This is a genomic window from Serratia sp. BIGb0163 (assembly GCF_024809935.1).
Taxonomy (GTDB): Bacteria; Pseudomonadota; Gammaproteobacteria; order Enterobacterales; family Enterobacteriaceae; genus Serratia; species Serratia quinivorans.
The window spans coordinates 343108-355193 of the sequence record NZ_JANUDZ010000001.1; the positions used below are offsets into that span (position 1 = coordinate 343108).

Sequence of the window (12086 nt, forward strand, 5' to 3'; positions counted from 1 at the left end):
TAACATGTGTGCCACATCACAAAACCTGTTGGCCACAGTTGTTAACAGGGTCATCCTCAGACAGGAGTTCTTCAATGTCCAAGCAACAAATCGGCGTTGTCGGCATGGCGGTAATGGGCCGCAATCTGGCACTGAACATCGAAAGCCGTGGTTACACCGTTTCGATCTTTAACCGTTCAGGCGATAAAACTGATGAAGTTATTGCCGAGAATCCAGGTAAAAACCTGGTGCCGCACTACACCGTCGAAGAGTTCGTTGAATCGCTGGAAAAACCACGCCGCATCTTGCTGATGGTGAAAGCGGGTGAAGCGACTGACAAGACCATTGCTTCCCTGACTCCGCACCTGGATAAAGGTGACATCCTGATCGACGGTGGCAACACCTACTATCAGGACACTATCCGTCGTAACCGCGAACTGTCTGATCAAGGCTTCAACTTCATCGGTACCGGTGTTTCCGGTGGTGAAGAGGGCGCGCTGAAAGGGCCTTCAATCATGCCTGGCGGTCAGAAAGAAGCTTACGAGCTGGTGGCGCCAATCCTGAAGAAAATCGCTGCGGTAGCGGAAGGCGAGCCTTGCGTGACCTATATCGGCGCTGACGGTGCCGGTCACTATGTGAAGATGGTACACAACGGTATCGAGTACGGCGACATGCAGCTGATTGCAGAAGCTTACTCCCTGATGAAACAGGCGTTGAATCTGAGCAACGAACAGCTGGCTGAAACCTTCGCCGAGTGGAACAAAGGCGAACTGAACAGCTACCTGATCGACATAACCAAAGATATCTTCACCAAGAAAGATGAAGAAGGTAAATACCTGGTTGATGTGATCCTGGACGAAGCTGCCAACAAAGGCACCGGCAAATGGACCAGCCAGAGCTCTCTGGATCTGGGCGAGCCGCTGTCACTGATCACTGAGTCAGTGTTCGCTCGCTACCTGTCCTCACTGAAAGACCAGCGTGTGGCTGCATCTAAAGTGCTGACCGGTCCTAAAGCGACCCCAGTGAGCGGTGACAAGGCTGAATTTATTGAGAAAGTGCGCCGTGCACTGTACCTGGGCAAAATCGTTTCTTATGCGCAGGGCTTCTCTCAACTGAAAGCCGCTTCCAAAGAAAACAACTGGGATCTGCACTACGGCGATATTGCCAAGATCTTCCGCGCCGGTTGTATCATCCGCGCACAGTTCCTGCAGAAAATCACCGACGCTTATGCACACGACGCGGATATCGCTAACCTGCTGCTGGCACCATACTTCAAGCAGATTGCTGATGAATACCAGCAGGCGCTGCGTGACGTGGTGTCCTATGCGGTGCAAAACGGCATCCCTACGCCGACCTTCTCTGCGGCGATTGCCTACTACGACAGCTACCGTTCAGCGGTTCTGCCTGCCAACCTGATCCAGGCGCAGCGCGACTACTTCGGTGCTCATACTTACAAACGTATCGACAAAGAAGGCGTATTCCATACCGAATGGATGGAATAATCCCGACGTTTGAAGTATAAAAAAGCCGCCGAGGTTTACGCCCGGCGGCTTTTTTTTTGCCTGAAAAACAGGGTTATTTCTGGTGCCGCTCGCGCAACCGGCCAATCACTTTGCTCAAGTCCAAATCCTGATCCTGCAGCAACACCAACAGGTGATAAATCAGATCAGAGGCTTCGTTGGTCAATTCTTTGCGGTCATTCACCGTAGCGGCCAGTGCGGTCTCCACGCCTTCTTCCCCGACTTTCTGCGCGATACGCTTGGTGCCGCTGGCGTACAGGCTGGCGGTATAAGAGCTGTCGGGGCTGGCGTTTTTACGTTCTGCCAGCAGTTGTTCCAGCTGATACAGAAAACCCCAATCGCTGCTGGCCGGGTGGAAGCAACTGGTGTTACCCAGGTGGCAGGTGGGGCCGATTGGATTGGCCAGAATCAACAGCGTGTCGTTGTCGCAATCCGGGGTGATGCTGACTACGTTAAGGAAGTGGCCAGAGCTTTCGCCCTTGGTCCACAGGCGCTGTTTGGTGCGTGAGAAAAAGGTGACCTTGCCGCTCTGCTCGGTAACGGCCAGCGCTTCCTGATTCATATAGCCAAGCATCAGCACTTCGCCGGATACGGCATGCTGGACGATCACCGGTAGCAGGTGGTCAGTTTTTTCCCAGTCCAGCTGGTTTCTTTGTTGTTCTGTTAACACAGGCGGATCTCCACACCTTGTTCGGACAAGAACCTTTTCAGGTCACCGATATTAATGATTTGTTTGTGGAACACCGAAGCGGCCAGTGCGCCATCGACATCGGCATCGCGGAAGGCTTCCAGGAAGTGTTCCATGGTGCCTGCGCCGCCGGAGGCGATCAATGGCACTTTGCACACCTCACGCACCAGGCGCAGCTGTTCCAAATCGTAGCCGTTACGCACGCCGTCCTGATTCATCATATTCAGCACAATTTCGCCGGCGCCGCGTTTCTGCACTTCTTTCACCCAATCCAGGGTTTCCCACTTTGTGACGCGGGTGCGGCTTTCGTCACCGGTGTACTGGTTAACGTGATACTTGCCGGTTTCGGCTTCGAACCAGGTATCAATACCCACCACAATGCACTGTACGCCAAAGCGATCCGCCAGGCGGCTAATCAGCGTCGGGTCGGCCAGCGCCGGGGAGTTGATGGAAATCTTGTCGGCGCCGAAAGAGAGGATCTGGCTGGCGTCTTCCGGGCTTTTAATCCCGCCGGCGACGCAGAAGGGGATATCAATCACCTCTGCCACGCGTGATACCCAGCTTTTATCTACCACCCGGCCATCGCTTGACGCGGTGATATCGTAAAACACCAGTTCGTCTGCGCCTTCCTGCGCATAGCGCTGCGCCAGTGGCACGATATCGCCGATAATTTCATGGTTGCGGAACTGCACGCCTTTCACTACCTGCCCGTCTTTAACATCCAGGCACGGGATTATCCGTTTTGCCAGCATGCGATTGCCTCCTCAACGCTAAACTTACCTTCCAGCAGGGCACGCCCCACAATCACACCCTCAACGCCACTGCCGCGCAGCTGGGCGATATCATCCAGATTACCGATACCGCCAGAGGCCTGGAAGGCGATCTGCGGGTATCGTTGGCTGATTTCCTGATACAGCGCCACGTTGGAACCGGCCAATGTCCCGTCACGGGAAATATCGGTGCACAGCACGTGTTTGAGGCCATAAGGCAAGAACTGCTCAACCACCTGTTCCAGCGTGGCATCCGAGTTTTCCTGCCAGCCGCTGATCGCCACGCGTTTGGTGCCGTCTGCGTCAATGCGCACGTCCAGCGCCAGTACCATGGCGTCCGCGCCGTAGCGTTCGAACCAGCCCTGTACCAGCTGCGGCTGTTTTACCGCGGTGGAGCCGATTACCACGCGGGTTGCGCCGGCCTCCAGCAGGGCAGCGACGTCCTGCTCATTGCGAATGCCGCCGCCAACCTGTACCGGTACGTTAACCCCCGCCAGCAGCTTGCGCAGCAGGGGGATTTGGCGCGCGGTCGGGTCTTTCGCGCCGGTCAGGTCGACCAGATGCAGCACCTGTGCGCCCTGTTGCTGATAGTCCTGCAGGCGTAACAATGGATCGTTACCGTAGTCGCGCTGCTGGCCGTAATCGCCCTGATGCAGACGCACTACGTTGCCGTCGATCAAATCCAAAGCCGGAATAATCATGCTGCCTACATCTCCAGAAAGTTTTTCAACAGTTGCGCACCGGCCGCGCCAGATCGCTCTGGATGAAACTGCACGCCGAAGAAATTGTCTTTTTGCACGGCGGCGGTGAAGGGCTCGCCGTAATTCGCCTGGGCGATGGTGCTTGGGCATATCGGCATCGCATAGCTGTGAACGAAGTAGAAGTAGGCGCCGTCTTCGATGCCGCGGAACAGGTGATGACCCGCCTGCGCAGACACCTGATTCCAGCCCATGTGCGGCAGCGGCAGGCCGAAGTCGGTCATCTGGGTTACCGGAGTATCGATAATGCCCAGCGTGTCGATGCCGCCGTTCTCTTCGCTGCTTTTTGCCAGCAACTGCATGCCGAGGCAAATCCCCAGCACCGGTTGGGTACAGGCCTTGATCAACTCAATCAGTTCGCGCTGTTCCAGTTGATCCATCGCCGCCTGCGCGGTACCCACGCCTGGCAGAAAAAGCTTGTCGGCGCGCAGTACGATCTCCGGGTCACGGCTTACTTCCGGGCGGTAGCCCAAACGCTGCACCGCGTAGGTGACGGAGGCCAGGTTAGCGCAGCCGGTGTCCAGAATCACCACGTCCATCACAGCACTCCTTTCGAGCTCGGGAGGGTGTTACCCTCAACGCGGATCGCCTGGCGCAGCGTGCGGCCAAACACTTTGAACAGGCTTTCGACACGGTGGTGGTCGTTTTTGCCCTTGGTTTTCAGGTGCAGGGTGCAGCCCATGGTGTAGGACAGCGAACGGAAGAAGTGCTCGACCATTTCGGTGCTCAGATCGCCGACGCGCTGATAGTTGAATTCCGCTTTGTATTCCAGGTGTGGGCGGCCGGAAATATCCAGCGCACAGCGTGCCAGGCACTCGTCCATCGGCAGCACAAAGCCGAAACGTGCGATGCCGCGTTTGTCGCCCAGTGCCTTGTTCAGCGCTTCACCGAGCGCCAGGCCGGTGTCTTCCACCGTGTGGTGATCGTCGATATACAGATCGCCTTTGACGTTGATATCCATGCGGAAACCGCCGTGGGTGGCAATCTGATCCAGCATGTGATCGAAGAAACCCACGCCGGTCTTGATCTTGCTGCCGCCTTCGCGATCCAGCCAGACGTTGACGTCAATCTGCGTTTCCTTGGTCACGCGGTTAACCTGTGCATGACGATCGCGCTGGGTCAGTTGGCGAGTAATTTCTTTCCAACCCAGAGAGCCACGCTGATAGCGCAACCCCTGAATACCCATATTCTCAGCCAGTTGCACGTCGGTCGGACGATCGCCGATCACGTAGCTGTGAACGGTATCCATTACGCCGGGTTCCAGATAGCCTTTGACCAGCGCGGTCTTCGGCTTGCGGCAGTCACAGTTGTCCGCCGGCAGGTGCGGGCAGATCAGAATATCTTCAAAATGAATACCCTGTGAGCTGAGGATCTGCATCATCAGGTTATGCGGCGGATCGAAGGTTTCCTGTGGGAAACTGGCGGTGCCGAGGCCATCCTGGTTGGTGATCATCACCAGTTGATAACCCGCCTGCTGCAGTTCCAGCAGGCAAGGGATCACGTCCGGCTCCAGCGCCAGTTTATCCAGACGGTCGACCTGGAAATCTTCTGGTGGTTCAGCAATCAGCGTGCCGTCACGGTCAATAAAGAGGAATTTCTGGCTCACATTGGCTCCTGGCGAGTCTTGGTTGCACCGGGCAGGGCAGACAGCGCATCAACCACGCGCTGGCATTCTTCACGGGTGCCTATGGTGATGCGCAGGCAGCCGGATAACCCCGGTTGTTTATTTTGGTCTCTTAAGATGATGCCCTGATCCCACAAGGTTTTAAACACATTACTGGAGGCAGTGAATCGTGCCAGCAGGTAATTGCTGTCGCTGGTGAAAACCTGTTCAACGCAGGCACAGTTTTGCAGCGCCTGCAGCAGCCAACTACGGTTGGCAGCAATCTCGGTAACCCGTTGGCGCATGATGCGGATCCCCTCGGTGCTGAGCGCCTGAGCGGCGATATCGGCGACCGGAGTGGAGAGCGGGTAAGGGGCGATCACCTTCAGCAGCAGAGCGATTAAATCTTCGTTGCCGAGGGTAAAACCGCAGCGCAGCCCAGCCAGTGCAAAGGCCTTGGACAGGGTGCGCAAGATAGCCAGGTGCGGGTAGTCATTTAGCCAGCCGGCGACGCTTGCCTGTGGGCAGAATTCAATATAGGCCTCGTCGACCGCAACGATTGCCTTGCCCTTGGCCATTTCCAGCAGGCTGCGCAGATCGTTGGCATCGATCAGGTTACCCGTCGGGTTGTTGGGGCTGCAGACGTAAATCAGTTTTACGTTGTCCAGGCTGTCGGCGATGGCCGGCAAATCCAGCTGCCAGTCCTGTTTGGCCGCCACGGTACGACGCTCCACGCCAAAGGTTTCGGCGCTGACGGCATACATACCGTAGGTCGGCGGGCAGAACAGGATGGCGTCTTTTCCCGGCTCGCAGAATGCGCGGATCAGCAGTTCGATACCTTCGTCTGCCCCACGGCTGACCAGCACCTGTTCCTTTTTAACCCCGGCATACTCGGCGTAGCGTTCGATCACCAGTGCCGGTTGGCACTCCGGGTAACGGTTAAAGGTTTGAGCGGTCAGTTGGAACTCTGGGGCGATCGGGTATTCGTTGGCGTTCAGCCACACGTCGCCGTTGCCACCCAGGCGGCGTGCCGACTGATAAGGGGTCAGATCGCGAACGTTGGTGCGTGCCAGATTTTCAATGCTCATGCTTGCTCCTTCAGGGCGGCAACGCGCAGGGTCACGGCGTTTTTGTGGGCAATCAACTGCTCGGCGGCGGCCAGGGTTTCAATGGTGGCGGCCAGGTTCATAAAGCCCTGCGGCGTCAACTCTTGTACCGTCATGCGCTTTTGGAAGTCCGCCAGCCCCAAACTGGAGCAGGTGGCGGTGTAACCATAGGTTGGCAGCACGTGGTTGGTGCCGGACGCATAGTCACCGGCAGACTCCGGTGACCAGTCGCCAAGAAACACCGAACCGGCGCTGGTGATGCTGTCGACCAGAGCGCGGGCGTCGCGGGTCTGAATGATCAGGTGTTCCGGGCCATACTGATTGCTGATGGCCACGCACTCGGCCAAATCTTTGGTGACAATCAGTCGGCTACTGGCCAGCGCCTGACGTGCAGTTTCGGCGCGGGGTAATTGTGCCAGTTGCTGTTCTACGGCATCGCGTACCGCCTGCGCCATCGCGGCTTCCGGTGTCAACAAAATCACCTGCGAGTCCGGGCCGTGCTCCGCCTGTGACAGCAGATCCGAGGCGACGAATGCCGGAGTGGCACCGGCGTCGGCGATCACCAGCACTTCGGAAGGGCCGGCCGGCATATCGATGGCGGCACCGTCCAGTCGTTGGCTGATCTGGCGTTTGGCTTCGGTGACAAAGGCATTGCCCGGCCCGAAGATTTTTGCCACGCGCGGTACGGAGTCGGTACCGAATGCCATAGCGGCGATCGCCTGCGCACCGCCAACCTGAAACACCTCTTCCACTCCACACAGTTGTGCGGCATACAGTATCTCATCGGCAATCGGCGGCGGTGAACACAGCACTACGCGGCGGCAACCGGCGATGCGTGCCGGTGTCGCCAGCATCAACACCGTAGAAAATAGCGGAGCAGAACCGCCTGGAATATATAGCCCAACCGAGTCGATCGGACGGGTTACCTGCTGACAACGCACACCCGGCTGGGTTTCCACATCAACCGGCGGCAGTTTTTGCGCATTGTGGAAGGTTTCCACGTTGGCGACTGCAATTGCCATTGCCTGCTTGATCTCATCGCCCAGACGCGCGCTGGCAGCCGTTATTTGCTCTGCGGTGACGCGCAGTGCGCCAACTTCGGTTTTATCAAATTTAGCGCTGTATTCGCGCAGCGCCTGATCGCCATTGGCCTTCACGTTGTCGAGGATTTCGCTCACCGTGCGGCTGATGCTGTCCGAGGCGGAGATCGCCGGACGCATCAGCAGTGCCGTGCGCTGTTCGGCGCTGCAGTCTGCCCAGTTGACCAGAGTATTGAAGTTCGACATGGCGTTACTCCATCATCTTCTCAATAGGCAATACCAGAATCGAGCTGGCACCGAGCGCTTTCAGTTTTTCCATGGTTTCCCAGAACAGGGTTTCGCTACTGACCATGTGCATGGCTACGCGGTTCTGTGCCCCGGCCAATGGCAGAATGGTCGGGCGTTCGGCACCCGGCAGCAGCGCGACGATTTCGTCCAGACGCTCGCTCGGCGCGTGCAACATGATGTACTTGGATTCACGCGCCTGGATCACGCCCTGAATACGGGTCATCAGACGGTCAATCAATTGCTGTTTGGCTTCCGGCATTTCGCCATCGCGTTGGATAAGGCAGGCTTTCGAGCGGTAAATCACTTCAACCTCACGCAGCCCATTGGCTTCCAGCGTGGCGCCGGTAGAGACCAGGTCACAGATGGCGTCGGCCAGGCCGGCACGTGGCGCGACTTCAACCGAACCGTTCAGCAAACAGGATTTGAAGCGCACGCCCTGTTTGTCGAGGTATTGCTTGAGCAGGTGTGGATAAGAGGTGGCGATGCGGGCATCTTGCAGGCTTTGTGGGCCGGTGTATTCAGTGTCGAGCGAGGTGGCCAGCGACAGGCGGCAACCGCCGAAATCCAGGCGACGCAGGGTGAAATAACGCGGGTCTTCGCCTTGAGCGCGGCGGGTGAGCAGCTCTTCTTCCAGCACGTTCTCACCGATAATACCCAGGTCGACCACGCCATCCATCACCAGGCCCGGGATGTCGTCATCACGGACACGCAGGATATCGATCGGCATATTCTCTGCGAAGGCGATCAGGCGTTGTTGCTGCAGGTTGATTTTGATACCGCAGCGCGCCAGCAATTCCTGAGACTCATCACTCAGGCGGCCCGATTTCTGCATTGCTATCCGTAAACGTGTTTTATCCAGCATGGTAACCTCTGTTTAATCTGTAATTTTATGAATTTATTATGAAAATTATTTTGTCTGTCTGTCCGGAGCCAAAAAAAAACCCTCGGAAGAAATCTTCCGAGGGCTCTCTCTTGCATTCTGCGCGCCACTGGAAGATTAAAAAACCGTCTTCCAGCACACATCGCCTGAAAGACTAGTCAGGGTGATGGTGATGATGGTGGCTGAACTGAATGCGTGTCATGATGTTTTCTCTGTATAAAGTCGCTACAAACTCAATTGCTAATTAACCTAAACTATCCACTGTCTTTCACGCAACTCTTTTTTCTCGTCATAAATTTAATTTATTGAAACAGGATGAATTATTAGCAAGACGCGACTTTACCTAAGCTTAAGGTCGGTGGATTGAATCACTACGCCGACTGGCGTAGCCTTAATGGGCAAAGCGTTGCAGTCTTCAAGAGAGGAAGCTGATGAAAAAGGTAGCCATTATTGGCCTGGGTTGGTTGGGTATGCCGCTGGCTCTGTCGCTGATGAGCCGTGGGTTTGACGTTGTTGGCAGTAAAACCACGCCGGATGGCGTCGAGGCCGCACGGATGAGCGGGATCGAATGCTATCAGCTGGAACTGACGCCGGAACTGATTTGCGAACCGGAGGATCTGGAGGCGCTGCTGCGCGTCGATGCGCTGGTGATAACACTCCCAGCCCGCCGCACCGTCGAAGGCAGCGAAAACTATTTTAATGCGGTGCGCATGCTGGTGGACAGCGCGATGGCCTTCGGTGTGCCGCGCATTCTGTTTACCAGTTCAACCTCGGTGTACGGGGAAACCACGGGCACGGTACGCGAAGATTCGCCGCTGAAGCCGGTTTCACCTTCCGGCCTGGTGCTGGCAGAGCTGGAGCGTTGGCTGCATGAACTGCCGAACACCTCGGTGGATATTTTGCGTCTGGCGGGGCTGGTGGGGGGCGATCGCCATCCTGGACGTTTCCTGGCGGGCAAAGTCGATGTCAAAGGCGGTTCGCAAGGAGTCAATCTGGTGCATCAGGACGACGTGATCGGCGCGATCCAACTGTTGCTGAAACTGCCGAAAGGCGGCCACGTTTATAACCTGTGCGCCCCGGCCCATCCCACCAAGCGTGAGTTCTACCCGGCGCTGGCCGAACAGTTAAATCTGTCGCCGCCGCAGTTTGCCGCCGAGACGGAGCAGGGCGGTCGTCTGGTGGACGGCAGCCGTATCTGCAATGAACTGGGGTTTGAATATCAGTACCCGGATCCGGCGCGTATGCCGGTTAATTAAGCGAGTGAAGATGCCCTGCCAAATGCGGGGCATTTTTTTATGCTTTCGCACGCTGGTTACTGCATCAACACCATAGCGGCTGAAATCTCCCCGGCGCGCTGCAAATCCTCCAGCAATGCGCTCAGGGCCTCCTTCGGCACCCCCGGCCGGGTCACCAGACTCAATGCCGCCTGATAAGACAGCGCTTGCCCCCCTAACTGTTTCAATACGCCTTGCTCTACCCAACGTGCAGCGTAATGGGTGGGCAGGTAACCGAGGTACTCGCCGCTGAGCACCAAATGGGCGACTCCTTCCATATGATGGGCGACGGCGCCGAGATTTAACGGTGCCAGCGGACAAAGTTGCTGTGCCAACAAATAGCCGCGTTTAACCCAGCGTGCATTTTCAATCTGTTCTCGCCCCGGTTGCTCCAGCGAAAACAGCGGATGATCGCTGCTGCAATAAACCGCCTGCGTCTCTGCTATCCAGGGCTGATACTGCAACTCGTCCAACTGCTGACCGAAATAGCCGATGCCCAAATCGAGTTGCTGATTCAGCAGCCCCTGTTCTATTTCGCCGGGGGCGCAAATGCGGCACTGTAACTGCACATCCTGGTGTCGGCGTTGAAATTGTTTGATGGCATGACTGAAGGGATTACCCGGCAGCGACACCAGATTATCTACCAGACCAATCTGCAAATCACCGGTCAGTAGCCCATTCAGCGACTGACTGACGCGGGTGAAATCACGCGCGGCGTTGAACAGGGTGCGGCAGGCGATCAGCATGCGTTCGCCTTTCGGCGTCAGCATGAAACCGGAGCGGCCTCGCTGACAGAGGCGAAATCCCAGCCGGGTTTCCAGGGTGGCGAGATGGGTGCTGATGGTCGACTGGTTCATCAGCAACGTTTCCTGGGCGGCGCTGACGCCATGGGCTTCGGCGACGGCGACGAAGACCCGCAGCAGCCGCAGATCAATATCGCTTAGGTTGGTGAGCATCCTTTCCTCCGCAGTAATAGCGCGAAATTAACCATTTCATAACATCCCCAAAATGAAGCTGGCGGCCGTAAAACTGTCTTTTTATGGCATGAATGTTAAATAAAATCCAATGCTTCAATGTGTTAACAAACATCGGTGTTTTCAATACTTACATCCCAAAGATGGAATGGTAGCCCTGTCAGGGGGCGGGTAGCCTGTATTTGTTATCCAAATGTTGAAATTATCTGACAGCCGAATAAGGAAAGATCATGCTGAATCAACCCCAGAGTGGCAATGATATGCCGCGCTTTGCCGGTATCCCTACCATGATGCGTCTGCCCGTTGCCGACGATGCGCGAGGGCTGGATGCGGCCTTCGTCGGTATTCCCCTCGATATTGGCACTTCAAACCGCAGTGGCACGCGTTACGGGCCGCGGCAAATCCGCCAGGAATCGGTGATGATCCGCCCATACAACATGGGCACCGCTGCCGCACCTTTTGAACGGCTGCAGGTGGCCGACCTGGGGGATATCGCCATCAATCCTTACAGCCTGGAAGACAGCGTTCGTCGCATTGAGTTGGCCTATAACGGCATTCTGGCCCACGGCTGCATTCCACTGACGCTGGGGGGCGACCACACGCTGACGTTGCCTGTGCTGCGCGCCATGGCCAGCCGATATGGCCCGGTCGGCTTGATTCACGTAGATGCTCACTCAGACACCAACGAAGAGATGTTTGGTGAAAAGTTGGCACACGGAACAACTTTCCGGCGAGCCTTTGAAGAGGGGCTATTGCAGCCACAGCGGGTCATTCAGATTGGCCTGCGCGGCAGCGGCTATGAGGCTGATGATTTCGATTGGTCGCGCAAGCAGGGGTTCCGCGTGGTACCGGCAGAAGCCTGCTGGTACCGCTCGTTGGCACCGCTGATGGAGGAAGTGCGCGAGCAGATGGGCAATGCGCCGGTTTATCTCAGTTTCGACATCGACGGCCTGGATCCGGCATTTGCACCGGGCACCGGCACGCCGGAGGTCGGCGGGCTGTCGGTCTGGCAGGGCCTGGAAATTGTCAGAGGCTGCCGGGGGCTGAACCTGGTCGGCAGCGACGTGGTGGAGGTTTCGCCGCCTTACGATCGTTCCGGCAACACCGCGCTACTGGCGGCCAATCTGTTGTTTGAAATGCTGTGTGTACTGCCGTCGCGATAAGGCGACCGATAACCCGATCGGCGGAGCCGTTGCGCCTGATACC

General features: G+C 56.8%; 13 protein-coding genes and 1 other annotated feature. Of the genes, 3 read left to right on the forward strand and 10 right to left on the reverse strand.

Annotated features, from left to right (window positions below; translation table 11 throughout):
• Window positions 1-74 precede the first annotated feature (74 nt).
• Window positions 75-1481, forward strand: a complete 1407-nt coding sequence (gene gndA / locus M2406_RS01625; RefSeq protein ID WP_259188232.1) for an NADP-dependent phosphogluconate dehydrogenase — start codon at window positions 75-77, stop codon at window positions 1479-1481.
• A 73-nt stretch (window positions 1482-1554) separates the two neighbouring features.
• On the opposite strand, the gene hisIE is transcribed toward gndA, so the two are convergent.
• From hisIE to hisL, 9 genes are all read right to left on the reverse strand, one after another.
• Complete coding sequence (gene hisIE / locus M2406_RS01630; RefSeq protein WP_259188234.1) at window positions 1555-2169, reverse strand: bifunctional phosphoribosyl-AMP cyclohydrolase/phosphoribosyl-ATP diphosphatase HisIE; 615 nt, start codon at window positions 2167-2169, stop codon at window positions 1555-1557.
• Window positions 2163-2939 carry an imidazole glycerol phosphate synthase subunit HisF gene (hisF, locus tag M2406_RS01635; RefSeq protein ID WP_259188235.1) on the reverse strand — a complete coding sequence of 259 codons (777 nt, stop codon included), beginning with the start codon at window positions 2937-2939 and terminating at the stop codon, window positions 2163-2165. Before hisF ends, hisIE begins: the two co-directional genes overlap by 7 nt.
• Complete coding sequence (gene hisA / locus M2406_RS01640) at window positions 2921-3658, reverse strand: 1-(5-phosphoribosyl)-5-[(5-phosphoribosylamino)methylideneamino]imidazole-4-carboxamide isomerase (RefSeq protein ID WP_012006044.1); 738 nt, start codon at window positions 3656-3658, stop codon at window positions 2921-2923. The genes hisF and hisA overlap by 19 nt, the downstream gene beginning before the upstream one ends.
• Before the next feature lie 5 nt (window positions 3659-3663).
• The gene (gene hisH, locus M2406_RS01645; RefSeq protein ID WP_012006045.1) at window positions 3664-4254 is read right to left on the reverse strand and encodes an imidazole glycerol phosphate synthase subunit HisH; all 591 of its coding nucleotides are present in this window, start codon (window positions 4252-4254) and stop codon (window positions 3664-3666) included.
• Window positions 4254-5321, reverse strand: a complete 1068-nt coding sequence (hisB, locus tag M2406_RS01650; RefSeq protein ID WP_012006046.1) for a bifunctional histidinol-phosphatase/imidazoleglycerol-phosphate dehydratase HisB — start codon at window positions 5319-5321, stop codon at window positions 4254-4256. The genes hisH and hisB overlap by 1 nt, the downstream gene beginning before the upstream one ends.
• On the reverse strand, window positions 5318-6406 hold the full coding sequence (gene hisC / locus M2406_RS01655; protein ID WP_012006047.1) for a histidinol-phosphate transaminase: 1089 nt from the start codon (window positions 6404-6406) through the stop codon (window positions 5318-5320). Before hisC ends, hisB begins: the two co-directional genes overlap by 4 nt.
• Window positions 6403-7710, reverse strand: a complete 1308-nt coding sequence (hisD, locus tag M2406_RS01660; RefSeq protein ID WP_012006048.1) for a histidinol dehydrogenase — start codon at window positions 7708-7710, stop codon at window positions 6403-6405. The genes hisC and hisD overlap by 4 nt, the downstream gene beginning before the upstream one ends.
• Window positions 7711-7714: 4 nt before the next feature.
• Window positions 7715-8614: an ATP phosphoribosyltransferase gene (gene hisG / locus M2406_RS01665; RefSeq protein ID WP_041414374.1), complete on the reverse strand. Its 900-nt coding sequence runs from the start codon at window positions 8612-8614 to the stop codon at window positions 7715-7717.
• 70 nt (window positions 8615-8684) lie between these two features.
• Window positions 8685-8811, reverse strand: a sequence feature (His leader region).
• Window positions 8787-8834, reverse strand: a complete 48-nt coding sequence (hisL, locus tag M2406_RS01670) for a his operon leader peptide (RefSeq protein WP_101495319.1) — start codon at window positions 8832-8834, stop codon at window positions 8787-8789. It overlaps the preceding feature by 25 nt.
• Before the next feature lie 229 nt (window positions 8835-9063).
• On the opposite strand from hisL, the gene M2406_RS01675 reads away from it, so the two are divergent.
• Entirely contained in the window at window positions 9064-9888 is an 825-nt protein-coding gene (locus tag M2406_RS01675; protein ID WP_012006050.1) for an SDR family oxidoreductase, read from the forward strand.
• Between the two features lie 56 nt (window positions 9889-9944).
• On the opposite strand, the gene M2406_RS01680 is transcribed toward M2406_RS01675, so the two are convergent.
• Window positions 9945-10862 carry a LysR family transcriptional regulator gene (locus M2406_RS01680; RefSeq protein ID WP_112362345.1) on the reverse strand — a complete coding sequence of 306 codons (918 nt, stop codon included), beginning with the start codon at window positions 10860-10862 and terminating at the stop codon, window positions 9945-9947.
• A 248-nt stretch (window positions 10863-11110) separates the two neighbouring features.
• Here M2406_RS01680 and speB point away from each other — a divergent pair, with 248 nt between their 5' ends.
• A complete protein-coding gene (gene speB / locus M2406_RS01685; RefSeq protein ID WP_012006052.1) occupies window positions 11111-12043 on the forward strand; it encodes an agmatinase in 933 nt (310 codons plus the stop codon).
• Window positions 12044-12086: the final 43 nt, after the last annotated feature.